We start from the raw sequence: 25,887 nt of genomic DNA on the forward strand, positions 1-25,887 counted from the left end.
TTTATCGACCCAAAGGAAAATGCTCATGCCTTTCTTCGACACTCACACACATCTCGATTATCTCCAACAATTTACAGGGGAACCTTTGTCACAGCTTATTGATAATGCTAAGCAAGCCGATGTGCAAAAAATACTGATTGTGGCGGTGAAAGAAACTGATTTTAAAACAATCCAAAATATGACCGCACTTTTTCCTGATAATTTATGCTATGGGCTTGGGTTACATCCTCTTTATATTAAAGATCACGCCGAAAATGATTTAATTCTGTTAGAACAAGCCTTAAAAAATCGTGATGCAAATTGCACGGCGGTGGCAGAAATTGGTTTGGAATGCGCGATTCCTGATTTGCTCACCGATGAACTTTGGGCAAAGCAATGTCATTTTTTTGAAAGCCAACTTTATTTGGCAAAACAATTTAATTTACCCGTCAATATTCACAGTCGAAAAACCCATGATCAAATTTTTACTTTTTTAAAACGTATTCCATTATCTAAACTTGGCGTGGTACACGGTTTTTCAGGAAGCTACGATCAAGCAAAACGCTTTGTTGATTTAGGTTATAAAATCGGGGTTGGCGGCACTATCACTTATGAACGCGCCAATAAAACTCGTCAAGCGATTGCAAAACTACCACTTGATGCCTTAGTGTTGGAAACAGACAGTCCAGATATGCCTGTATTTGGTTTTCAAGGCCAACCTAATCGACCAGAGCGTATTGTGGAAAGTTTCAAAGCCCTTTGCGCCTTAAGAAATGAACCTGCTGAATTGATTAAAAAAGTCACATGGGAAAATGCTTGCCAGATTTTTTCTTGATCCACGTCACATTACTGAAATTATTTTGAATTAAATACTAGAAAAAAGAAACTGAGCATAATAATATCCGCCTTGTAGAAAGTTTTTCTCAACACACAATAAGGATATATTATGTCGCAAATCTATACTCAGGTGAGAAAGTTAGCGGAACAGTTTATTGAGCCTTACGCCGACGAACTCGATCAAAAAAAAGAATTTCCTGTTCAGGCATTTAAGGAATTAGGTAAAGCCGGTTGGTTTTCACTTTTAATTCCGAAAGAATACGGCGGAATGGGATTAACCCTGAAAGAACATGCTGAAGTCTGTATGGCGTTAGCAGAAAGTTCAGCCTCTGCTGGTCTCTGTTACATGATGAGTAATGTTGCAGTGAATTGTTTAAATCTATTCGGCAGCGATCAACTCAAACAAAAAATCTTTTCTGACATTGTTCAAAATCAAACCTTTGCCGCACTCGCCTATAGTGAATTAGGCACAGGTACTCACTTCTATATTACCGATGCAACCGCACAATTTAATGCTGAACATGCAGTATTCAATGGCTTAAAATCCATGGTGACATCGGGCAATTATGCTTCTTATTATTTAGCGCTTTTGCCTTCCGAAAATGGTGAAACTATTGATAACTGGGTGCTTCCACTTGGCACTCAAGGCTTAACTTTTGAAGCCGATAGCTGGAATGGCTTAGGTATGCGTAGCAATGTCTCTTGCTTTATGCGCATGACCGATATGCCATTAGATCGTAACTGGCGTATTGGCGAGGTTGGCACAGGCGCAGAACAAGTATTTGGTGGCATTGCACCAGCCTTTATTTGTGGTTTGGCAGCTGTCTATAGCGGCGTATGTAAAGCCGTGCTTACTGAGGCAATTAAACATTCAACACACCGTAAATACACATCGGGCACTGCATTAGCTGAAATCGAAACCGTGCAAATTCACTTAGCTAAAATCTATGCAAATACGAATGCGGCTGTATGCGCTACGCGAAATGCGGCTCGTGCAGCCACAGAAGGTGATGCAGATGCATTGGCTAAATTATTAGCTGCCCGAATTCTCGCGAGCGAAAACGCGATTACTCTTGCACAAATTGGTATGCGTATTGGCGGTGGCAAGGCTTATAACAAAATTGGGCCAATGGAACGCTATTTACGCGATGCATTAGCAAGCCAAGTGATGGCGCCAAGTGTCGATGTACTAAATATTTGGTTAGGTAAAGCCATTACAGGTCAACAAATTCCATAAAGTGCGGTGAAAAATGAGTGAGAAATTAAAAATTGGGGCGGTAATCTACGCCCCACAAGTGACAGTGATTTGGGGCATTATTGCAGACTTTTTCGAAAAAGAAGGTTTCCCTATTGAACCCGTGTATTTCAAAGACTACAAAGGACAAGTTGATGCGTTACTCAATAATGAAATTGATGTGGCGTGGAATTCTCCTCTTGCTTGGCTAGATGGTTACTTACGTAGTGGGGGTAAAACCTTAAATGGTGCCATGCGTGATACCGACCAAGATCGTCAAAGCTATTTAGTTGTTAATGATCCAACTATCCAATCGATTGAAGATTTAAAAAATAAAACTATTGCTTTTGGTGCAATTGATTCCCCACAAGCGCGGTTAATTCCAATCGAGTTTTTACATCAACATGGCTTAGAGTTTGGTCAAGATTATGTAGAAAAACGCTTTGATGTGGGTGTTGGTTTGCACGGCGATCATGTAGGCGGTGAATTAGATGCAGCTAATGCATTAAAAGATCGCCAAGTCTCTGCAACATGGATGTTAGATTTCAACTTTGAACGTTGGACAAAAGATGGCACGCTCGATCCAGCAACAGTTCGAGTACTTGTAAAAACACCATCATTTGACCATTGTATTTTCAGTGGGCGCGTGGGATTAGATGAAACCAAATTCAATGCATTCACCGAAACCTTGTTCAAAATGGATTACAACAATCCAGAACATAAAGAAATGATGGATTTGGAAGGATTAAAACGTTGGGTTGCGGGTAGAACAAAAGGTTTTGCTCAATTACAAGCTGCCAATGAATATTTAAAATTCTTTTAAGATCAATATGTCATGATGGGCGTGTAATAAACGCCCATCATTGTGGATTTTCTATGAAACCTTTCACAACTTCCCTTTTAGGCTCAATGCCTCGTAGCCAAGCACTTTTGATGGCGCGTAAAAAACATTCACTCGGCAAAATAACCACAGCAGAGCTGGAGCAAATCGTTGTTCAAGAAACAAAGCAAATTGTCGAACTTCAACAACGTACTGGCATTGATATTATCACGAGTGGTGAATTACTTCGTGACAATTACCTTTCTTTTATTGCACAAAAAATTCAAGGCGCGACCTTAATGAGCATGAGTGAAATACTTGATCACATTAAAGAAAAGCAAATTTTTGAGTCAATGCTAGAAACCTTGGATGTTCCCGCACTTTCCATAAAAAATGCTATTTGCGTGGGAAAAATCAGCTACAAACAATCTTTAGTCGCAGATGAAATGTTGCTACTAAAAAATCTAACCAAGCAACCAATTAAAGCAACCTTGCCAGGGCCTTACTTAATGGCTCGCTCGATGTGGCTTTCGCCTGTGTCAGGGAAACATTATTCTTCAAAAGAAGAAATGGCGAAAGATGTTGTTGCTATCTTAAAACAAGAAATTGATCATTTATGTGAACTAGGCGTAAGTGTTGTTCAATTTGATGAGCCTGTTTTGACAGAAGTTATTTTTAGCCATCATCAAACACGTTCATTTATGTGTGCCGCATTAAGCGAAAAACAAGATTTTGCATCGGAACTACAATTTGCGAAAAGTTTAATTACTCAAATCTTTGAGTATGCAAGAAATAAAAATATCAAAACCGCATTACATGTATGCCGAGGCAACTGGAGCAAAGATGAAAGCGTATTACTGCGCGGGCCTTATACATCACTAGTGGATTTATTTGAATCGGCATTACCTGATATTTTAATACTCGAATTTTCTACGCCAAGAGCGGGAGAGTTGAGTTCGTTATTAGAAAGTGAAATCTTAAGACAAAAATGTATTTTAGGCTTAGGCGTCATCAATCCTCGTTCTGATGAAGTAGAAACCGTAGCACAGATTGTTCAACGAGCGGAAAAAGCCTTAAATTACCTTCCACCAGAGCAAATTTGGCTAAACCCAGATTGTGGATTTGCCACTTTTTCTAACCGTCCTTTAAATGGTTTTGACATTATTGAAGCCAAACTTAATGTATTAAATGAAGCAAAATCAATATTGAGGGAACGTTATGTATCACGTACCTGAAAGTGAATGTTTTACAGCGAAATATCGAGCCGTATTACGCGGAGAAGAAATTAAATTATTCACACCGAATGACAGTATTTCGCTCTATTCACAAGTCAATTTTGATAACCAATCGTTACAAAAAAGTGCGGTGGATTATTTCGCTGTTTCTATTTTAGGTGGAATTTTGAGCAGTGTAAAAGCCCATTTTGCTCAACAACGTGCCGATATTGTAGAAATGGAAGGAAAAATTTGGCTCAACCTCGCCAATCCTTTAACCTTACTGGGCGTTCGCGGTTATAATGAACAACCCCAAATAACAGATTGTAAAATCAAGATTTTTATTTCATCTGATTTAGATGATCAAACATTTGATCACCTCACTCAAACTGCATTAAGGAATTGTTTTATCTATAACACATTAAATAAAACGTTTTCTTTTACCGTCTTGTTTGAGCAAGTGTTGTAATTCATTATATTAGTCAAAAATACAACTTAAACACCATCGATATTTTTTTAATTTGAAATAATTATTACTTTTTGATATAATAAATGAAATTTTGGAAACAATCCTTCATATTCTACTGAGCGTTTCCTTCAAAATCGCACTTCTCCGTGCTGTCATTTGCGATGGTTCCATCGCACCATTTAGGGCTTAAGGCCTTGTTTTATTTAATCTGATTTTATTTTTATTCACTTAATTTTAAGGGGGAAGCGTTGTCTTTATCTAAATTTATGGAAAAGCAAACGTCGTTCAATCCTTTAGTGATTGGTGCAACGTTATTTTTTGTGGTGTTACTCGTTGCGATGATTTTAATCGCTCCGGAACAAACGCAAACTTTATTAAATGCCGCCAAATCGGGCATTTTTGCCAACTTTAGCTGGTTTTACGTATTAGCATTCTCAGTATTTTTGGGCTTTTTAGTCATTTTATCGGTCAGTAGCCTAGGTAATATCAAATTAGGCAATGATGAAGAAGAGCCTGAATTCGGTTTTCTCTCTTGGTTGGCAATGTTATTTGCTGCCGGCATGGGTGTAGGGTTGATGTTCTTTGGTGTAGCCGAACCCTTAACGCATTATTTATCTGATATTACCGCGGGTACAGCAGAACAAAAACAACAAGAGGCCTTGTTACACACCTTATTCCACTGGGGAATTCATGCGTGGGCGGTGTATGGCACGATTGCGTTGGCATTGGCTTACTTTGGATTCCGTTACAAATTACCTTTGGCATTACGTTCTTGTTTCTATCCGTTATTGAAAGAGCGTATTAATGGCAAGTTAGGCGATCTTATCGATATTATGGCGTTACTTGCCACCTTATTTGGTGTTATCACGACATTAGGTTTTGGAGCATCACAATTGGGTGCAGGCTTACATCAATTAGGCTGGATTAGTGAAAATAACTTCAGCTTGCAAATTATTGTGATTGCTGTGGTGATGACTTTGGCGACATTTTCCGCGATTTCTGGCGTAGGAAAAGGGGTAAAAATCTTAAGTGAGCTGAATTTAACACTAGCTTTCTGTTTGTTGATTTTCGTGTTAGTGGCGGGACCGACACTTTATTTATTATCTGCTTTTAGCGACAACATCGGAACTTATCTCAGCAATTTAGTACAATTAAGCTTCAAAACCTATGTGTATGAACAAGAACATACTGACTGGTTTAGCGGTTGGACAATTCTATATTGGGCATGGTGGTGTTCTTGGGCGCCATTTGTAGGTTTATTTATTGCGCGTATCTCGAAAGGACGTACCATTCGCGAATTTATTTTTGGCGTGCTGGTAATTCCTAGCATGTTCGGTATCTTGTGGTTTACCGTATTTGGTAATACGGCCATTTGGTTGAATGATGGTGAAGCTGCAGGTACGTTAGGACAAATGATTTCCTCACCTGAAACGTTGCTTTTTAAATTCTTAGATTATTTACCGCTTTCTAGTGTGACCGGTTTAGTGAGTTTGGTGGTGATTTCTTTATTCTTTATCACCTCGGCAGACTCCGGTATTTATGTATTAAATAACATTGCATCACGCGATAAAAGCCTTGCAGCACCTCGTTGGCAGGCCGTGATGTGGGGTGTATTAATGTCAGTCGTCGCAATTGTTTTAATGCAATCAGGTGGCTTAGCTAATCTACAGGCAATGACCTTGTTAGTGGCGTTACCTTTCGCAACGTTGATGTTATTGATGTGTTTTAGTTTATGGAAAGGCTTGAATGCGGACAAAAAATATTTTGATACCAAAGTTAATCCAACCAGTATTTTCTGGACGGGAGATAAGTGGAAAGAACGCTTGGAACAAATGATGAACCAAACACAAGAAAAAGATATTTTACATTTCCTTAAACATACGGTATTACCGGCTATGCGAGAATTACGTCAAGAGTTGATTGGCAAATATGACTTGAGCGTGCAAATTAACACGTTATTTGATCAAGATGAACCTGCAGTCGAGTTAGTCATTCAGAAAGAGTTGATGCGAGACTTTATGTACGGGGTAAAATCTATTGGTCGCGAGGTATCAGAGCAATTAATCAATGATGATAACTTGCCACATATCCAACATAGCATGACCTATGAGCCATACACCTATTTCTTTGATGGTCGAGTGGGTTATGATGTGCAATATATGGATCAAGACGAATTGATTGCTGATATGTTGAAACATTATGAACGCTACTTAAGTTTGTTAGATGATGTGGGGCAAGAATTGATGGCGCACGAGCAAACAGAACTGGCTGAATAATAAGACTAAAGTGCGGTTGAAAATAACCTTCTTTTTGACCGCACTTTTAAAATTACCTCTTGAGGCCAATGCATAAAAAGAGTATATTCAAGCCCAAATTTTCAATTTAATTCTAACGGAGTTTTTCTATGTTTGGTTTATCCCCAGCACAAATGATTATTTTATTAGTCGTGATTTTATTAGTATTTGGTACTAAAAAGTTACGCAATGCGGGCTCTGATCTTGGTGCAGCAGTAAAAGGTTTTAAAAAAGCAATGTCTGATGACGAGCCTAAAAAAGATGCTGAGTTTACCCAAATTAAAGACGCTACGACAACCTCTGAAAAAACTGAAACTGTAAAAAATAAAGAACAGGCATAACCGTGTTTGATATTGGTTTTTCCGAACTTGTTTTATTGATGCTGGTGGGCTTAGTGGTGCTAGGCCCTAAGCGTTTGCCCGTGGCTATTCGTACAGTTATGGGTTGGGTAAAAACCATTCGCGGCTTAGCTGCCAATGTGCAAAACGAATTAAAACAAGAACTAAAATTACAAGAATTACAAGATAGCATTAAAAAAGCTGAATCTTTAAATTTACAAACACTTTCTCCAGAATTAAGTAAAACGGTAGAAGAATTAAAAGCACAAGCAGATAAAATGAAATCCGAGCTGGAAGCCAAAGCTGCTGAAGCAGGCACGACAGTAGAAGAACAAATCAAAGAAATTAAAAATGCGGCAGAAAATGGGGACAAATCCAAAGATGCTGTAGTAGCACTGGATTCATCAGAAATTTTGCCGAAAGAAGAAAATCAACTTACTGATTTAACCACGCTTGATGCTCACGAGCAGGCAGAACTCACAGAACGCCTATCTGATTACTATCCTCCAGATGATATTGAAGTCATACCTGTATCGAAATCTCAATCGAAAAAATCTGAATTATAGGGAATTTGTATGAGTAATGTGGATGAATCTCAACCCCTAATTACACACCTTGTTGAATTAAGAAACCGTCTTTTACGCAGTGTGATTTGCGTTGCATTGGTATTTGTTGCGCTCGTTTATTTTTCAAATGATATTTATCATTTTGTTGCAGCTCCCTTAACTAACGTTATGCCAAAAGGCGCAACAATGATCGCAACAAATATTCAAACGCCCTTCTTTACGCCTATTAAATTAACGGCAATAGTCGCAGTATTTATTTCCGTTCCTTATTTGCTCTACCAGGTTTGGGCATTTGTTGCACCAGCTCTATACCAACATGAAAAAAGAATGATTTACCCATTGTTATTTTCAAGCACTATTCTTTTTTATTGTGGGGTGGCTTTTGCTTATTATGTAGTGTTTCCTTTTGTATTTAGCTTTTTTACCCAAACTGCGCCTGAAGGTGTCGCAATTGCCACAGATATTAGTAGTTATTTAGATTTTGCATTGGCATTATTTTTAGCTTTTGGCGTCTGTTTTGAAGTCCCAATTGCTATTATTTTACTTTGTTGGACAGGTGTAACAACGGTAAAGGCCCTTTCTGAAAAACGCCCTTATATCATTGTAGGTGCATTTTTTATTGGAATGATTCTAACCCCACCAGATGTATTTTCACAAACGCTACTTGCTGTACCAATGATTCTTCTATTTGAATTAGGTTTATTAGTTGCTCGTTTTTATCAGCCAAAAGAAGATGAAAGTGCGGTTGAAAATACTGAAGAATCAAATAAAATGGAATAATAATTGGGGGGCATCGCCCCCTTTCTCATTATATAAGAAAAAGGACTATAATATGACTCAACAAATTTTTACAGGATTTCCTACCCGCCGCCTACGTCGTTTACGTAAACATGATTTTAGTCGTCGTTTAATGGCTGAAAATAAACTCACCGTAGACGATCTTATTTATCCGGTATTTATTCTTGAAGGTAAAAACTATCGTGAGGCTGTTCCCTCTATGCCAGGTGTTGAACGTCTAACTATCGATCAACTTCTTATTGAAGCAGGTTTGCTAGTTAAATATGGTGTTCCTGTCATTTCATTATTTCCTGTAATTGAACAAGATAAAAAATCTCTAATGGCAGAAGAAGCCTATAATTCAAACGGTCTAGTACAACGCGCAGTTCGAGCATTAAAAAATGCTTATCCAGAATTAGGGGTATTAACAGATGTTGCACTTGACCCTTATACAAGCCATGGACAAGATGGAATTATTGATGAAGACGGCTATGTTCTTAACGACATCACCTCTGATATTCTCATCAAACAAGCTATTTCTCATGCTGAAGCAGGCGCTGATATTGTTGCGCCAAGTGATATGATGGATGGTCGTATTGGCCGTATTCGACAAGCATTAGAAGAAAAAGGATTTATTAACACACAAATTATGGCATATTCTGCCAAATATGCTTCTAATTATTATGGACCATTTCGTGATGCTGTCGGCTCATCAGGTAATTTAAAAGGCGGTGATAAAAAAACTTATCAACTTGATCCTGCAAATGGAGATGAGGGTTTACAAGAAGTCGCATTAGATCTACAAGAAGGCGCTGACATGGTCATGGTAAAACCAGGTATGCCATACTTAGATATGGTGTATCGCGTAAAAACACATTTTGGCGTACCTACTTTCGCTTATCAAGTTTCAGGTGAATACGCAATGCATATGGCAGCCATTCAAAATGGCTGGCTAAAAGAAAAAGAATGTATTATGGAATCACTACTTTGCTTCAAACGAGCTGGTGTCGACGGAATTTTGACTTATTTTGCAAAACAAGTCGCAGAATGGCTTTATTTAGAAGGGAAAAATAAGTAAAACCATAATATTATGATTAATAATTTAGATTTCATCTAAAAAAAGCAAGAAAATTTAATTTTCTTGCTTTTTTTATTCTCTTTTTATATTTTTATCACAATAAATATTGCAATATTAAGTCTCTCGTTACATATTGTCACTAAGCCCCATCTAGAGGGTGATTCAAATACATACAGAAAAATACAACATCAATAGAGGAAACACATTATGACAATAATTACATCATTAGACGAATTTCTTGGGAAAATCGCTCAAAGAGATGCTCACCAACCTGAATTTTTACAGGCTGTTCGTGAAGTCTTCACTTCAATCTGGCCTTTCTTGGAAGCAAACCCTAAATACCGTTCAGAAGCTTTATTAGAGCGTTTAGTTGAGCCAGAGCGAGCATTCCAATTCCGTGTGGCATGGACTGATGATAAAGGCCAAGTTCAAGTAAACCGAGCTTTCCGCGTGCAATTCAACAGTGCAATTGGTCCTTTTAAAGGGGGAATGCGTTTTCATCCATCCGTTAACTTATCGATTTTAAAATTCTTAGGTTTTGAACAGATCTTTAAAAATGCCTTAACCACATTGCCAATGGGTGGTGCGAAAGGGGGATCAGATTTTGATCCTAAAGGAAAATCAGATGCTGAAGTGATGCGTTTCTGTCAAGCTTTAATGGCTGAATTGTATCGTCATGTTGGCCCAGATACCGATGTGCCCGCCGGTGATATTGGTGTAGGTGGTCGTGAAGTAGGCTATCTTGCAGGCTATATGAAAAAATTATCAAACCAAGCAGCTTGTGTGTTTACTGGTCGTGGTCTTTCATTTGGAGGGAGCTTAATTCGCCCAGAAGCAACAGGTTATGGATTGGTTTATTTTGCCCAAGCAATGCTTGCTGAGAAAGGGGATAACTTCCAAGGTAAAACGGTTTTAGTTTCCGGTTCAGGTAACGTGGCACAATATGCGATTGAAAAAGCGATGGAGCTTGGTGCGAAAGTCGTAACCTGTTCAGACTCAGCAGGTTATGTGTATTTGCCTGAAGGATTTGATCGTGAAAAATTAGAGGCTTTATTAGAGCTCAAAAATGTAAAACGTGGTCGAGTAGAAGAATTTGCAAAACAATTTGGTCTTCAATATTTTGCAGGCAAACGCCCTTGGGAAGTGAAAGCCGATATTGCTCTTCCTTGCGCAACCCAAAACGAATTAGAGATTTTAGATGCGAAAGCCTTGATTAAAAATGGTGTGAAATTAGTCGCTGAAGGTGCAAACATGCCAACTACTATCGAAGCAACAGACGCATTCTTAGAGGCTGGTGTATTATTTGGTCCAGGTAAAGCAGCCAATGCTGGTGGCGTAGCGACCTCTGGCTTAGAAATGGCACAAAGTTCCCAACGCTTATATTGGACAGCAGAAGAAGTTGATGCCAAATTGCATCGTATTATGTTAGATATTCATGCTAACTGCAAAAAATATGGTTCTATCGCAGGTCAACAAAATATTAACTATGTGGTAGGAGCGAATATTGCAGGTTTTGTTAAAGTTGCTGATGCCATGTTGGCTCAGGGTGTATATTAATTTAACACATACAACATAAACGTTTCTTATCAACCGCACTTTAATTAGTTAAAGTGCGGTTATTTCTTATCACTTAATTTGATACTACATTTCTATATCTGGAAACAACATTTTAATGACGTTTTTAGTCAATCTTCTTGATTTACCTTGATAAGGGAAAATATGCATCATCATCATTGGATTAAAATTAGCTTCAATTACTCCCCAAGAGTTTAAGGATGATTCAGCTTGTTTTGTTAAATCAGGAATAATTAAATCGACCCCGCAAACTTTAGCCCCCATTGCATGAGCAACCCCTACAGCAATCTGTTTATAACTCTCATGCATGTTATCAGTCATATCAATAGAATCACCACCTGTACTGATATTAGAATTAGCACGTAACTGAACAATTTGACCAGCCTGAGGTACACTATCAGGTGTTAATCCTTGTTCTTTTAACTGTAATAATTCTATGTCACCTAAAGCGATCTTTTTGAGAGGTGAACGAGAACCATCTCCCCGTAAAGGATCCGCATTTTTTATCTCGACCAATTCACGTACCGTGTTCTTTCCATCACCTATAACATTTGCAGGTACACGCAACAACACTGCAAGCGTTTCATCCCCCAAAACAAAGAAGCGATATTCTGTACCAACTAAATAATCTTCAACCATCACTTCTTTATCTTCGCGAAAAGCAATCTCAATCGCTTTAACAAAATCATCTCGGTGTGTCACACCCTGTTTGAAAATTGTGATACCTAAACCATAATTTGTGGATTTTGGTTTAATAACAACAGCGCGTCCTTCAAATAAAGCATAATGTGCAACAGCCTGTTCAATCGATGTAAATTCCAAGCTTTTTGGTACATTAAAACCAGCCTTTGATAATACTTTCTTTGTCACTACCTTATTTTCCATAATCAATGGAGAGATATATTGATCATGACTAGTCATATTACCATTTTTAACATATTCAAGGTGTTCACCAAATTTAAGCGCAAGAAATTGATCATTCTCATCTAAAATTTCAGTCGTAACACCTTTTTGAATTAAATCAAATAATAAAGCTTGAGTGGAGAGTTCCATATTATCAAATGAAGATAAAGCATAAAAACGTTTAAAAGCTTGAGCTTTATATTGCTTCGCAAGTTTTACCCCCAAGGCTTTATAACTTCCCTCCTGCTCAATCGCTTTGAGCAATTTTCCATTTACTGTTAGACTTGGTTCTGCCAATTGCACCAATTTTTCTTCCGAAATTTTAACCGCTCTTTCATCTGCATTGATAATTTTCAACATATCAATAATTTGGCTTAATATTGCTTCACCTTCTTCTCTAAATGCTGTTTGCTCACGAGGATCTTCAAGAGATACTTGATATAATCTTTGTTTACCAAGCTCTACTTCTTTTTGACCACTTGTCTCATCAAGCCATAACATTCCTAATAAGAAAATATGAATAAATTTTGCATCATCTAGACTGATACCATATGGCTCAAGTGGATTCAAATCAAACAAACGAAATTCTGCATATTGAACGCCTTTTTCTAGCAATTCACGAGCTTTTTTCGAACCTCGTAAACGAACATTAGAATAAAATTCTTTTTCTGCAATCAAATGACCAGATTTAACTTGAAACTCTAATGTTTCTACATAATTTTCAAGGTTATCATGATTCACCACAACATTAGATGAATTAACGTAACCATAGGGACTAGAACGTAAACTACGTACTAACTGCCCCTCTTTCAAAGGAAAATTAAGTACGCCATTTCGAGAAAAATAATTTGCTTCCACTGTCGGACTTGCAGCAAGTAAATAAACTAAAATCCACTGATAGCGTAGAAAATTATTAGCTAATTTCATATATAAGGCATTTTGAAAATCTTTAAGATGAGCATATTCATCTTGCAACAAGAATATAGCTTTCACAAATTCAGATGACAGTTGGAAATTGTAGTGAATTCCACTTACCATTTGCTTGTATTTGCCATATTGTTTAGACAGATGCTCGCGATATTCAACATCTTCCTGTTTATCAAGCTGCGCCTCTTGAATCTCATTTTCTGGTGGTAATCCCGCTGGCATACTAAATGGGAAAATGTATTCATTTTCAGGTAAAGAACGCAACACCACCTCATGAATTGCAGAAAGCCAACGTAGGCTATCTTCCAGTTTAGCATTTGGTGGCGTAATCAACTCAAGCTGGCTTTCGGCAAAATCTGTTTGAATATAGGGATGATAAGAACGATTACCAAATACACGTGGATGAGGCGTCGTTACAATATTTCCCTTATCGTCAATACGTTGACTTTCCTTTTCTAAACCAAATTGACCTTGCTGAAAAAGTAAACCTAGTTGATATTGTTTAACCCATTGTTGTAATTTCATTATGTACCCTTTCAAATAAAACTTTTGTTGAAATAATATCACACTAAAAGAGTCTGCTTTATGTTGAAATAGAACTGAATAGATGATTTAGTTATATAAAAATTAACTAAATAAACTAAAAGGGCCAAGTTCCTCAAATAACAGAACTCAGCCCTTAAATTATTTTTAATCTTCTATTTTATCCGTTTTCTCATTCGAATATTTATCATTTCGACCACAACAGAGAATCCCATTGCAAAATAGATATAACCTTTCGGGATGTGGATATCTAAACTTTCTGCAATTAAACTAATTCCGACTAAAACCAAGAAGGCTAAAGCTAGAATTTTCAAGGTTGGATGCGTATCTACGAAATCGCCGATTGGTTTTGCCGCAAACATCATCACGCCAACGGCAATAATAATCGCCAAAATCATAACCGGAAGGTGGCTTGCCATACCTACCGCAGTAATCACAGAATCTAAAGAAAATACAATATCTAGCACTGCAATTTGAATTAATACGCCAAGATAACTCACTTTATTTTTTCTTTCCGATTCATGATGGTCTTGATGATTGATTGCCTCTTTAATTTCGCCAGCACTTTTTATAATCAGGAATAAACCACCGATTAATAAAATCAAATCACGCCCAGAAATTTCTTGATTAAACACAGTAAATAACGGTGCAGTAAGTTTCATCATCCACGCTAGAGACATTAAAAGTAAAATTCTTGTCAGCATTGCCAAACCAAGTCCAACAATACGACCAGACTGGCGTTGGCGTTCAGGTAAACGTCCAACTAGGATACTAATAAAAATAATATTATCGACCCCTAAAACGATCTCCAAAGCAGCAAGTGTCGCAAGTGATATCCACGCTTCAGGATCAGTAATCCATTCAAACATAATTTTTCCTATAATAGAGTTAAATAAATCCGAAAGTGCGGATCATAATGGCTTTATGATGAAAAGCAATCGTTATTTACATTTAAGATATAATTGATTAATCATTTTTGAGCGTTTCAAAAATCGTTTCGGCAAGTTTAAGCGAAATTCCAGGTACAGAGGCTATTTCATCTAAGGTCGCCTTTTTCACACCTTGTAAACCACCAAGATATTTCAGTAAAGCCTGACGACGTTTAGCACCCACACCTTCAATGGTTTCTAAACCACTTTGTGTAAAGGCTTTTTGACGTTTTTTACGGTGCCCGCTTATTGCGTGATTATGGCTTTCATCACGGATGTGTTGAATCAAATGCAATGCCAAACTATCATCAGGCAAATGAATTTCGCGGTCTTGTTTGCTGATAATCAGTACTTCCTGCCCTGCTCGACGATCCACACCTTTTGCCACGCCAATTAAGTGCGGTCTATTTTTATCCCATTTTACTTGAAGATGTTGGAACACATTCAATGCACGATTTAATTGCCCTTTTCCACCATCAATAAAAATAATATCGGGAATTTTATCTTCTTCTAAATCACGCTCATAACGTTTCTGCAGGGCTTGTTCCATCGCAGCATAATCATCCCCGCCAGTAATCCCTTCAATATTAAAACGACGATAATCAGATTTTAGTGGACCTTCTTGATTAAAAACAACACAAGATGCTACTGTTTGATTTCCCATCGTGTGGCTTATATCGAAACATTCCATACGCTTAATTTCAGGAAGATTTAACAGCTCGCACAACGCTTGATAACGCTCTGACATTCGTGAAGATTGTTTAAGTTGTACATTTAAAGCCGCTTTAGCATTAACCTGTGCGAGCTGTAAATATTTACTCTTATCGCCTTTTACACTTTCTTGAATCGTTACTTTTCTGCCCGCTTGATCAGTAAGAAGTTGCTCAAGCTCTGATTTTTCAGCTAATTGACGATCGACAATAATACTATTCGGGATACTTCGTCCTTGATGACCTTGTAAATAAAATTGCCCTACAAAAGTTTCTGTAAGTTCCGATAAATCCGTATTTGCGGGTACTTTTGGGAAATAACTGCGATTGCCGAGCACTTTTCCTTGACGAATAAACATCACTTGTACACAGGCTAAACCGTGTTGGTAAGCAATAGACATAATATCCATGTCATCTAAACGCTCATTGGATACAAATTGTTTTTCAATAACCGAACGTACCGCCTGAATTTGATCACGATAACGAGCCGCCTGTTCAAAATCTAAATTTCTGCTTGCCTGCTCCATTTTACCGATTAAATAATCTAACACCTGTTGATCTTTGCCTTGCAAAAATAAGCGCGCTAATTCAACTTGCTGATTATATTCTTCATCAGAAACATATCCCTGAACACAAGGCGCAGAACAACGCCCAATTTGATATTGCAAACAAGGACGAGAGCGGTTGGAATAAACTGAATTTTCACATTGTCGAACAGGGAAAAGTTTTTGCAAAAGTGATAACGTTTCACGCACGGCTCCCGCATGCGGATAAGGCCCGAAATATTCACCCGCAAATTTTTTAGAGCCACGATAGGAAGTGATTCTTGGATGACGTTCTTTGGTTAATAAAATAAATGGATAGGATTTATCATCACGCAATAATACGTTATAACGAGGCTGATAAAGCTTGATGAAATTATGCTCTAGCAGTAAAGCTTCCGTTTCAGATGAAGTTAAGGTGGTGTCAATATGATGAATTGATGCCACCAACGCCTCTGTTTTTTTACTGCTCAGATTTTTACGAAAATAGCTTGAAAGACGTTTTTTTAAATCCTTTGCTTTCCCAACATAAATAACCTGATCTTTATCATCATACATACGATAAACACCAGGTTCGTGAGAGACATCCGCTAAGAACTTTTTAGCATCAAACATTTTAATTCGCCGCTAAAATTGCCCGCACTTTTTCCAAATCTTCAGCAGTATCCACCCCCACTGCAGGCACTTCTTTCGCAAGCTCCACATGAATGCGTTCGCCGTTATATAACACACGAAGCTGTTCAAGTTTTTCTAGATTTTCAAGTTGAGTTGGTACCCATTGCACGTATTGCTTTATGAACCCCGCACGATATGCGTAAATGCCAATATGACGTAAGTAAGCATCCGCAAGCTGTACTTTCTGAACATCCTGTAAATTCATAAACTGATCACGATCGTAAGGAATAACCGAACGGGAAAAATACAGTACATAGCCATCTTTATCTGTTAACACTTTCACTGCATTTGGATTGAATAATTCCTCAGCATCATGAATTTTTACCGCAAGGCTTGCCATGTTTACGTTAAATTTTGCTAAATTATCTGCTACTTGTCGCACAATAATGGGTGGAATCAAAGGCTCATCGCCTTGAATATTGACAATAATTTCATTGTCAGGAATCGCTAATTTTTCTACAACTTCCGCTAAACGTTCTGTACCAGAATTATGATTAACCGAAGTCATGCATACTTCCGCGCCAAAACTTTTGGCTACATCAGCCACATTTTCATTATCGGTGGCAATAATCACTCGGCTCGCCCCTGACTGCAATGCTTTCTCAAATACATGTTGAATCATTGGCTTACCCGCAATATCAGCAAGAGGTTTTCCTGGCAAACGACTTGATGCAAAACGAGCGGGGATAATCACGGTAAATGACATAATTTATTCCTTATTCTTTAATATTTCAGCTTTATCGGCAAGCAACACTGGCACACCATTTTTAATAGGATAAGCAATCTGTTCATAACAACAAATTAATCGTTGATTTTCTTGATCATATTGCAATCGAGCTAAACAACGCGGGCAAGCTATCACTTCAAGCAACTGAGGATTAATCTTTTCAGACATTTCTATATTGCTCAACAAGTTTGTCTATTTTGGCCCAAAAGAGCGGTAAATTTTCACTTTGTTTTTCAGCCTCAAGAATCTCTGCATCCACAGGGATATACCACCAATTATCTTTAGCAAAAGATTGGCATTTTACGGCATCTTTTTCCGTCATAAAGAGCGGTTGATTTTCAGCAAGTTTTTCTAATTGAGATGCTTCAAAATGTTGATGATCTTGAAATCCTTGAGTTTGCTGTAATTGAATCCCTAACTTTTTTAACATAGTAAAAAAACGCTGTGGATTGCCAATCCCTGCAATGGCAACACCTGATTGAAATTCCTTTAATTGGCGTTTTTCATTGGTTTTTAAATTAATCGCGAAATGAGGCACGAGACGCATAACCGCATCTGAATACTGATTTTTTCCACCATTAGTGATCACAAAATCTACGGATTTTAATCGACTTGGTAATTCACGCAATGGGCCTGCTGGCAATACAAAACCATTTCCCAATGCGCGCTCAGCATCCATTACGACAATTTCCAAATCACGCTGTAATTGATAATGCTGTAAACCATCGTCGGAAATAATAATATCGCACTCTTCTTGGCTTAAGAGTAATTCAATCGCTTGCTGGCGATTCGGGGAAATCACGACTGGCGCATGGGTGCGTTTCGCGATCAATACAGGCTCATCACCACCTTCAATCGGATTCGTATTTTCAGTAACGAGTAACGGATAAGTTTTAGATTTGCTTCCATAACCACGAGAAATCACACCTACGCGCAGACCTCGTTTTTTTAATTCTTCCACAATCCAAACAACCACGGGCGTTTTGCCATTTCCACCAACAGACAAATTCCCCACAATTATCACCGGTTTTGGTGCGCGATAAGAAGGCTTGAGCCCCAAAGAGAATAAGGCGCGACGAATTTGGCTAATCAACCAAAACAATAAAGAAAAAGGCGATAAGAGCCAAATAAGTTTGGAGTTGGAATACCAGAAGGGCATAGAAAATCCTTTCTAATAAGTGCGGATAAAATAACGCGAGTTTTTCAACTCGCGTTTTCGATAATCAATAAATTAGCCACTAAACTGCATACTGTGTAATTGTTTATAGGCGCCATTTTGTTCAAGCAATGTTTTATGGCTGCCACGCTCACAAATTTCACCATGATCAATCACAAGAATTTCATCCGCATTTTCAATAGTTGATAAACGATGAGCAATTACGATAACAGTACGATCTTTCTTCAATTCATCTAATGCAGATTGAATTGCTCGTTCTGACTCTGTATCTAGTGCAGATGTAGCTTCATCTAAAATTAATACTGGCGAATTACGCAATAAAGCACGAGCAATCGCTAAACGTTGACGCTGCCCACCAGATAAGCTCGCACCGTTTTCACCAATGACCGTATCAAAACCTTGTGGTAATTTTTCGATAAACTCTAAAGCATAAGCCGCTTTTGCTGCAGCAATAATTTCTTCACGAGAATACTTATCCTGCGCTGCATAAGCAATGTTATTCGCAATGGTATCGTTAAATAAATGGACTTGTTGAGAAACCACAGCGCAGTTTTCACGTAAATTGGATAAACGATAATCTTGAATATTTACACCATCCAGTAAAATTTCACCTTGCTCAATATCGTAAAAACGGGTCACCAAATTAGCAATGGTTGATTTACCCGATCCAGAACGTCCCACCAAAGCAACGGTTTTTCCTGCTGGCACGCTAAAAGAAATATTATTTAATGCAAGTTCATCTTTTCCTTGATATGCAAAACTCACATTCTTAAATTCTAATTCGCCTTTCGCGGGTTCAGCTTGGTAAGTGCCATTATCTTTTTCTGGTTCTAAATCTAAAATGGCAAATAGTGTTTGACATGCTGCCATTCCACGTTGGAATTGAGAATTTACGTTCGTTAAAGATTTTAATGGACGCATCATCGCCAACATAGATGAGAAAACCACCGTAAAAGAACCCGCACTTAGGTTATCTTCCGCAATCAACGGAGTCGTCGCTAAAAACAATACTGCCGCCAAAGCAAGAGATGCAATAATCTGCACAACAGGGTCGGAAATGGAATCAGCAGTAACCATTTTCATACCTTTACGACGCATATTGTTACTAACTTCATTAAAACGCTCTTCCTCGACAAGCTGACCACCAAACGAAAGCACGACTTTATGTCCTTTCAACATTTGCTCGGTCGTTGCTGTTAATTCTCCCATTGAATCTTGTAAATTCTTACTCAATTTACGGAAAATTTTTGACACGATAGTGATCAACACCGCAATAATTGGCCCGATAACAAATAAAACAAGGGTTAATTCCCAGCTTGTATAAAACATTACGGCCAATAGCGAAATAATATATGCCCCTTCTCGCACAATAGTAATTAAGGATCCTGAAGAAGAACTTGCAATCATCTCAGAATCATAAGTAATACGAGAAAGTAATTTGCCTGTTGAATTTCTGTCAAAGAAACTCACTGGCATAAACATCAAATGTTTAAACAAGCGGCGACGCATTGTCATGACAACTTTGCCTGATACCCACGCCAAACAATAATTAGAAATAAAGTTGGTAATGCCGCGTAAAATAATCATTCCAACGACGACAAAAGCCATAATTTTCAAAAATGAATTATTTGCCTTGCCAAAACCATCGTCCAACAAAGGTTTTAACAAATAAATCAAGCCTGAATCAGCCAATGCATTCAAAACTAATGCAATACCCGAAACAACAAGCCCCGCTTTAAAAGGTTTAATTGTTGGCCATAAACGCTTAAAAGTTTGTAAGGTTGAAAAATCATTTTCTTGTAATTTTTGCTCTTGCATAATCGCTATCTAATGGTAAAAATTGCGCGCATTGTACCTTTTATTCGCTCGAGAATCCAATTACACGCGCATACCAAGGGGAAAATTCTGTGCGTGCTTGTTGGATTTCTAATCGATCTTTAAAAAAATTTACCCGAACTTGCCCTGAAATAGCGGTATTTTCTACCGCACTTTTATAACGATGTAGCCTTTCCATAACCGAATAATGAGGGAATTTCCACGGATTCCAACGCCCACTAGAAATAATCGCTATATCTGGTCTAACCTGAGAAAGCAAGTATTCACTTGTCGATGTTTTACTACCGTGATGTCCTACTTGTAACACATCAATTTTTCCTAAAGTGCGGGCAAAAATTTGCTCATTTTTTGTTTCAGCATCGCCAGTTAGCAAAACTCGATGCTTTCCATCATCGACTAAAGTTACACAAGAATGGGGATTATCTGCTCGCTCCACAATAGAATATGGTGAAAGTATTTGAAAATGTAGCCCTTGCCAATCCCAATGACGTCCAGCAGTACAAAAAGTGCGGTGATTTTCCCCATATTTTTTTTGTGAAGGGGTAATAAATTCCACATTCGGATACGCCTTTAAAATTGTCGAAGCACCACCTGCATGATCGTTATCGTCGTGGCTCAAAATCAACTTTTCCAAAGTAATCCCTTCTCTATGTAAATAAGGCAAAATTTCTAATTCAGCCATATTTCCTCCTTGCCATGCAGGGCCTGTATCATAAAGAATCCCTTTGCCATTTTTCACAATCAACGTAGCTAAGCCCTGTCCCACATCTAAAGTATCTACCTGCCAAATTGGCTTGCTTAGTTGCTTGAACAACAAAATCATAAAACATAGCGACATAATGCCGAAAGAACATCTCAAAACCTTGATTCGATCATTTTTTAGCAAAGGTTTACTGAGATTTAATGTAAAAAATCTTGCCCGTTTTATTTGCCTGATTGATGATAAAACCTTGGGTTCTCGGTAAATACTCCAAATAATTAACATAAACATGCCACAACAAAGTGCGGTTAGAACCAGCGCTAAATTAAATGAAACACTGAACCAATTTCCTTGAAAAAGAGAAATTAACCAAGTAATTCCTTCGGCTAACTTATTCGCAAGTTGCCAAGAAAAAACCGCACCGTTGGTAAAAACAGCAAATAAAATCAAAGGAACAAGCAAAAAACTATAAAGTGGTACGGCAATAAGATTGGCTAAAAACCCGCTCAACGATAAGCCATTAAATAAAAAAAGTTGCAAAGGCGTAAAAAAGAGCAATAACCCAAATTGCAAATGAAATAAACTCAAAATCCACCGCACCTTTGATGAAAAGGGACGATTTTTCCATTGAAAAACTGAAAAAGGCACATAACGATACCAGACAATCAAACAACCAACTGCACCACAAGAAAGCCAAAAACTGACAGAAAGAGGCATTAATGGATCGCAGAAAAGCAAGAATCCGACAACCAATGTAAAAAGCTGGAGAGGCGAATAATGTCGCCTCATTATTTGAATAAAGAAAACGAAAATAAGTGCTGAAATGGCACGAAAAGTTGGCACGCTAAAACCAGCCAAATACGCATAAATTAAAGCAAATAAAACACCAAAAACTAAAGGAAAATAAGGATGAATAAAACGGGTGGAAAAAAATACTTGTACAACACGCGCCAAGTAAAATCCAATTCCCATAGCCAACCCAATATGTAAGCCAGAAATAGCAATAAGATGCGCAGTATTCGTTTGTTGGTAAATTGACCAAGTATTTTTATCTAGCCAAGCCCGTTCGCCAAAGGCTAACGCAATCAATAAACCTTGTAGAGATAATCCTTCTGTTTGTTTTTTCACTTTTTGCAATTTTTCTGCGCGCAATGATGAAATATCAGCAATTTTCACCGCATTTTTTACGGTTCCAACAGCCGTAATTCCCTTTGAGAAATACCATTGTTGCCGATCAAATCCACCAAAATTTAATCGCGCTGAAAGAGGACGTAAGGAAATTTCAGCTTGCCAAACTTCCGATAGTTGAGGTACCTCTTTCGCTTTCCAATTTAAAAAAATTCGTTGCCCTAGTAAGTTATCCGCCAATGTTGTTGTAGCAATGAGAGTTTGATAATCCTGTTGGTACAAAATTTCTTGGATCTTAAAAGTCACCACTTGTTTTTGAGCGGTAATACTTTGTGCTTGTTGTAACAAGCTAAGCGCTGAATGATGTGTATAACCGAGAGAAACAACAAAAAAAGCAAGAAAAACTAAGAAATTTCTACGCAAAAAAATAAAAAGAAAAATCAAAACAAGCGCAATAACGAGAGCAACTAGCCAAGGCAGTAGCAATGACTGCGGTAGAAATAACAACGTTAAATCTGCAACAATCAGCAAGATAACTAAGGTTATTAAGTTTAATTTCATTTTTATCGCAATTTTAGGCTTATCGTTCTAAGCCTAAAATAGATTCATTTCAATGTGCAAAAGGTTACTGACGTTTCTGCGATCTATATCGCAAAAATAAATGTTTCAGGAAAATTTACTTGCTAAAACAAACAACTTCTGATATTTATACCGCCCTCAAAAATTGGGTTCCTAAAAGTGCTGTCAGGAACAAACTAAAATAACAAGACAGGAAGTCGTGAAGTTCACGCTTAAATTCTGTATGTATTAGGAGTGAGAGATGTCAAAAGCATCGTTAAGCTTGCTAGATTTAGCAGGCGTAAAGCCTTATCAAATGAAAAAAGATGAAGAATATATGAGTGAAGATCAAATTCTTCATTTCAGAAAAATTCTTAATGCTTGGCACGAGCAAATCGTGGAAGAAGCTTCTCGCACCGTTGCACATATGCAGGATGAAGTGACCAATTTCCCCGATCCCGCAGACCGAGCAACTCAGGAAGAGGAATTTAGTCTAGAATTACGTAATCGCGATCGCGAACGTAAACTAATGAAAAAAATTGAAGCAACCTTGAAAAAACTTGATACTGATGATTTCGGTTACTGCGATTGTTGTGGTGAAGAAATTGGCATTCGCCGTTTAGAAGCACGCCCAACAGCAGATCTTTGCATTGATTGCAAAACTTTAGCTGAAATCCGCGAAAAACAAGTCGCTGGTTAATTCATTCTATTGAAAAATACAAAAGTGCGGTTAAAATTAGCCGCACTTTTTTTACATTTAAAAATGCGGAAAAATCCCCTTGCCTTTTTCTTTACAGAAAAAGAGCTAAGCCATTTATTTCTAACAAAAAAACGGAGTAAATTATTCTTACTTATATCAAAAATTTGTTTGGCAAGAAGACAAAAAAATCAAAAGAGGTTGCCAAAACAAGTGCTCATTCTAAACGAGTTGAGCGTTCTAATACTCAAATGCCAAAAGCGCGGGCAAAAAAATCAGAACAAACACACCGCTACGATAAAAATGTGATTAAAGCGGCTCAATTTGATATTTCACCGCGTGATTTTAGCCGTAATGCACTCACTGTAGTGGAGAAACTGCAACGTCAAGGTTTCGAAGCTTATATCGTCGGTGGATGTATCCGCGATTTATTGCTCGGCAAAAAACCAAAAGATTTTGATGTTGCAACAAACGCCCGTCCTGAGCAAATCCAAAATATTTTCCAACGCCAATGCCGTTTAGTGGGCCACCGTTTCCGATTAGCACATATTATGTTTGGTCGAGATATTATTGAAGTCGCCACTTTCCGTGCTAATCACAGTGATGCTCGCAATGAAAATCAAGCGAAGCAGAGCAATGAAGGCATGTTACTGCGCGATAATGTTTACGGTACGATCGAACAAGATGCAGAACGCAGAGACTTTACGGTCAATGCGCTGTATTACAATCCACAAGACAATACCTTACGTGATTATTTTGATGGTATTCATGATCTCACAGCGGGAAAACTACGCTTAATTGGTGATCCAGTTACGCGTTATCAAGAAGATCCTGTACGCATGCTACGCTCCATTCGTTTCATGGCAAAACTTGATATGTTCCTTGAAAAACCGAGCGAACAACCAATTCGTGAACTTGCGCCTTTACTAAAAAATATTCCGCCAGCTCGCTTATTTGATGAAAGTTTAAAATTATTACAAGCAGGACAAGGGGTAAAAACCTATCGTTTATTACGCCAATATGGTTTATTTGAACAACTTTTCCCTGCATTAAGCGCATATTTTACAGAGAAAGAAGATAGCTTTGCAGAACGCATGATCGTCACCGCACTTACTTCTACGGATGAACGTGTTGCGGATAAACTTCGTATTAACCCTGCATTCTTATTTGCAGCATTTTTCTGGTATCCATTACGAGAAAAAGTGGAAATCTTGAAAAATGAAGGCGGTCTAAATAACCATGATGCTTATGCTTTGGCGGGGAATGAAGTTTTAGATTTATTCTGTCGCGCTTTGGCTGCACCACGTCGCCATACTGCGGTCATTCGGGACATTTGGTTCTTACAACTACAATTATTGAAACGTACTGGTTCAGCACCAATGCGCACCATGGAACATCCAAAATTCCGTGCTGGCTTTGATTTACTGGCGATGCGTGCGGAAATTGAAGGTGGCGAAACGATTGAATTGGCTAAATGGTGGCACGAATATCAATTCAGCAATGGTGAACAGCGCGAACAGTTGATACACGAGCAACAACGCTTACATCCTAAACCAAAGAAAAAATACTACCGTCCACGCCGTCGTAAAACAACGCGTTCAGCAGAATAAGGGAAGAGATGATTACTGCATATATTGCTCTTGGTAGCAATTTGAATACACCAGTAGAACAATTACATTCTGCGCTTAAAGCGATAAGTCAGTTACCAAACACACATTTGGTAACGACGAGCGCTTTTTATAAAAGCAAACCACTCGGCCCACAAGATCAACCCGATTATGTGAATGCCGTTGCAAAAATTAAAACCGAGCTTAGCCCGCTTGCACTATTAGATGAATTGCAATGCATTGAAAATGAGCAAGGTCGAGTACGTTTACGCCGCTGGGGTGAGCGTACGTTAGATTTGGATATTTTGCTTTACGGCAACGAAATCATTCAAAACGAGCGCTTAACGATTCCCCATTATGATATGCATAACCGTGAGTTTGTCATCGTGCCGTTGTTTGAAATTGCATCAGATTTGGTCTTACCTAACACTCAACCACTAGTAGATTTGGTCAAGCAATTTGATGACCATGAAATGATAAAATTAAATCCCTAGAAATTTCACCGCACTTTTATGAACCTCAAAAGTGCGGTAGAATCTGCCCACATTTTTCTTCATTCATGACCCGTTATGGAAAGCTTAACTCAATATATCCCTGATGAATTTTCTATGCTCCGCTTCGGCAAAAAATTTGCGGAAATTCTTCTAAAATTGCATACCGAAAAAGCAATTATGGTTTATCTTAACGGTGATCTTGGGGCAGGAAAAACAACGCTGACACGCGGAATGCTACAAGGTATCGGCCATCAGGGTAATGTAAAAAGCCCAACTTATACGCTGGTTGAAGAATACAATATTGCAGGCAAAATGATTTATCATTTTGATTTATATCGTCTAGCAGATCCTGAAGAACTCGAATTTATGGGGATTAGAGATTATTTTAATACGGATAGCATTTGCTTAATTGAATGGTCTGAAAAAGGCCAAGGCATATTGCCGGAAGCAGATATTTTAGTGAATATTGATTATTACGATGATGCACGAAATATTGAATTAATCGCACAAACAAACTTAGGTAAAAATATTATAAAAGCATTCTCTAATTAAT

At 38.0% G+C, this 25,887-nt stretch carries 23 protein-coding genes; 15 read left to right on the top strand and 8 right to left on the bottom strand.

Annotated features, from left to right (window positions below):
* Positions 1–25: 25 nt before the first annotated feature.
* The 11 genes from C3V42_RS01650 to gdhA all read left to right on the top strand — a co-directional run bounded on the left by C3V42_RS01650 (position 26) and on the right by gdhA (position 11,163).
* Positions 26–814, top strand: coding sequence for a TatD family hydrolase (locus C3V42_RS01650; RefSeq protein WP_106013414.1), 789 nt, complete (start codon positions 26–28; stop codon positions 812–814).
* A 111-nt stretch (positions 815–925) separates the two neighbouring features.
* Entirely contained in the window at positions 926–2,053 is a 1,128-nt protein-coding gene (locus C3V42_RS01655) for an acyl-CoA dehydrogenase family protein (protein WP_106013415.1), read from the top strand.
* Positions 2,054–2,066: 13 nt separating this feature from the next.
* Positions 2,067–2,873 carry a PhnD/SsuA/transferrin family substrate-binding protein gene (locus tag C3V42_RS01660; protein ID WP_106013416.1) on the top strand — a complete coding sequence of 269 codons (807 nt, stop codon included), beginning with the start codon at positions 2,067–2,069 and terminating at the stop codon, positions 2,871–2,873.
* 53 nt (positions 2,874–2,926) lie between these two features.
* Entirely contained in the window at positions 2,927–4,105 is a 1,179-nt protein-coding gene (locus tag C3V42_RS01665) for a cobalamin-independent methionine synthase II family protein (RefSeq protein ID WP_106013417.1), read from the top strand.
* Positions 4,089–4,553 (top strand): OsmC family protein, encoded by a 465-nt coding sequence (locus tag C3V42_RS01670; RefSeq protein WP_106013418.1) that lies wholly within the window; start codon positions 4,089–4,091, stop codon positions 4,551–4,553. The genes C3V42_RS01665 and C3V42_RS01670 overlap by 17 nt, the downstream gene beginning before the upstream one ends.
* Positions 4,554–4,801: 248 nt before the next feature.
* Positions 4,802–6,829, top strand: a complete 2,028-nt coding sequence (locus tag C3V42_RS01675; RefSeq protein ID WP_164994207.1) for a BCCT family transporter — start codon at positions 4,802–4,804, stop codon at positions 6,827–6,829.
* A 128-nt stretch (positions 6,830–6,957) separates the two neighbouring features.
* On the top strand, positions 6,958–7,188 hold the full coding sequence (gene tatA, locus C3V42_RS01680) for a twin-arginine translocase TatA/TatE family subunit (protein WP_048954155.1): 231 nt from the start codon (positions 6,958–6,960) through the stop codon (positions 7,186–7,188).
* A gap of 2 nt (positions 7,189–7,190) precedes the next feature.
* Entirely contained in the window at positions 7,191–7,751 is a 561-nt protein-coding gene (tatB, locus tag C3V42_RS01685; protein ID WP_065264539.1) for a Sec-independent protein translocase protein TatB, read from the top strand.
* 9 nt (positions 7,752–7,760) lie between these two features.
* Positions 7,761–8,531: a twin-arginine translocase subunit TatC gene (gene tatC, locus C3V42_RS01690; protein ID WP_065264538.1), complete on the top strand. Its 771-nt coding sequence runs from the start codon at positions 7,761–7,763 to the stop codon at positions 8,529–8,531.
* Between the two features lie 52 nt (positions 8,532–8,583).
* On the top strand, positions 8,584–9,606 hold the full coding sequence (gene hemB / locus C3V42_RS01695) for a porphobilinogen synthase (protein WP_106013420.1): 1,023 nt from the start codon (positions 8,584–8,586) through the stop codon (positions 9,604–9,606).
* 207 nt (positions 9,607–9,813) lie between these two features.
* Positions 9,814–11,163 carry an NADP-specific glutamate dehydrogenase gene (gene gdhA, locus C3V42_RS01700; RefSeq protein ID WP_106013421.1) on the top strand — a complete coding sequence of 450 codons (1,350 nt, stop codon included), beginning with the start codon at positions 9,814–9,816 and terminating at the stop codon, positions 11,161–11,163.
* A gap of 84 nt (positions 11,164–11,247) precedes the next feature.
* Here gdhA and gshAB read toward each other — a convergent pair whose 3' ends face one another.
* The 8 genes from gshAB to C3V42_RS01740 all read right to left on the bottom strand — a co-directional run bounded on the left by gshAB (position 11,248) and on the right by C3V42_RS01740 (position 22,539).
* The gene (gene gshAB / locus C3V42_RS01705; protein WP_106013422.1) at positions 11,248–13,536 is read right to left on the bottom strand and encodes a bifunctional glutamate--cysteine ligase GshA/glutathione synthetase GshB; all 2,289 of its coding nucleotides are present in this window, start codon (positions 13,534–13,536) and stop codon (positions 11,248–11,250) included.
* A 173-nt stretch (positions 13,537–13,709) separates the two neighbouring features.
* Positions 13,710–14,423 (bottom strand): TerC family protein, encoded by a 714-nt coding sequence (locus tag C3V42_RS01710; RefSeq protein ID WP_106013423.1) that lies wholly within the window; start codon positions 14,421–14,423, stop codon positions 13,710–13,712.
* Between the two features lie 97 nt (positions 14,424–14,520).
* Positions 14,521–16,350 (bottom strand): excinuclease ABC subunit UvrC, encoded by a 1,830-nt coding sequence (gene uvrC, locus C3V42_RS01715; RefSeq protein WP_005637556.1) that lies wholly within the window; start codon positions 16,348–16,350, stop codon positions 14,521–14,523.
* A 1-nt stretch (position 16,351) separates the two neighbouring features.
* Positions 16,352–17,116, bottom strand: a complete 765-nt coding sequence (gene kdsB, locus C3V42_RS01720) for a 3-deoxy-manno-octulosonate cytidylyltransferase (protein WP_065264533.1) — start codon at positions 17,114–17,116, stop codon at positions 16,352–16,354.
* 3 nt (positions 17,117–17,119) lie between these two features.
* Positions 17,120–17,293, bottom strand: coding sequence for a Trm112 family protein (locus C3V42_RS01725; protein WP_171898282.1), 174 nt, complete (start codon positions 17,291–17,293; stop codon positions 17,120–17,122).
* A 4-nt stretch (positions 17,294–17,297) separates the two neighbouring features.
* A complete protein-coding gene (gene lpxK, locus C3V42_RS01730) occupies positions 17,298–18,296 on the bottom strand; it encodes a tetraacyldisaccharide 4'-kinase (protein ID WP_106013425.1) in 999 nt (332 codons plus the stop codon).
* Between the two features lie 72 nt (positions 18,297–18,368).
* Positions 18,369–20,132, bottom strand: a complete 1,764-nt coding sequence (msbA, locus tag C3V42_RS01735) for a lipid A ABC transporter ATP-binding protein/permease MsbA (RefSeq protein WP_106013426.1) — start codon at positions 20,130–20,132, stop codon at positions 18,369–18,371.
* Between the two features lie 40 nt (positions 20,133–20,172).
* Entirely contained in the window at positions 20,173–22,539 is a 2,367-nt protein-coding gene (locus C3V42_RS01740; RefSeq protein WP_106013427.1) for a DNA internalization-related competence protein ComEC/Rec2, read from the bottom strand.
* A 259-nt stretch (positions 22,540–22,798) separates the two neighbouring features.
* Between C3V42_RS01740 and dksA the strand changes: the two genes are divergently transcribed.
* From dksA to tsaE, 4 genes are all read left to right on the top strand, one after another.
* Complete coding sequence (gene dksA, locus C3V42_RS01745) at positions 22,799–23,236, top strand: RNA polymerase-binding protein DksA (protein ID WP_005627987.1); 438 nt, start codon at positions 22,799–22,801, stop codon at positions 23,234–23,236.
* A 248-nt stretch (positions 23,237–23,484) separates the two neighbouring features.
* A complete protein-coding gene (gene pcnB, locus C3V42_RS01750) occupies positions 23,485–24,843 on the top strand; it encodes a polynucleotide adenylyltransferase PcnB (protein ID WP_106014301.1) in 1,359 nt (452 codons plus the stop codon).
* A gap of 8 nt (positions 24,844–24,851) precedes the next feature.
* Positions 24,852–25,334 (top strand): 2-amino-4-hydroxy-6-hydroxymethyldihydropteridine diphosphokinase, encoded by a 483-nt coding sequence (folK, locus tag C3V42_RS01755; RefSeq protein WP_106013428.1) that lies wholly within the window; start codon positions 24,852–24,854, stop codon positions 25,332–25,334.
* Positions 25,335–25,409: 75 nt separating this feature from the next.
* Entirely contained in the window at positions 25,410–25,886 is a 477-nt protein-coding gene (tsaE, locus tag C3V42_RS01760; RefSeq protein WP_005635434.1) for a tRNA (adenosine(37)-N6)-threonylcarbamoyltransferase complex ATPase subunit type 1 TsaE, read from the top strand.
* Position 25,887 lies beyond the last annotated feature (1 nt).

This window comes from Haemophilus sp. oral taxon 036 (assembly GCF_002998595.1).
GTDB lineage: Bacteria > Pseudomonadota > Gammaproteobacteria > Enterobacterales > Pasteurellaceae > Haemophilus > Haemophilus haemolyticus_K.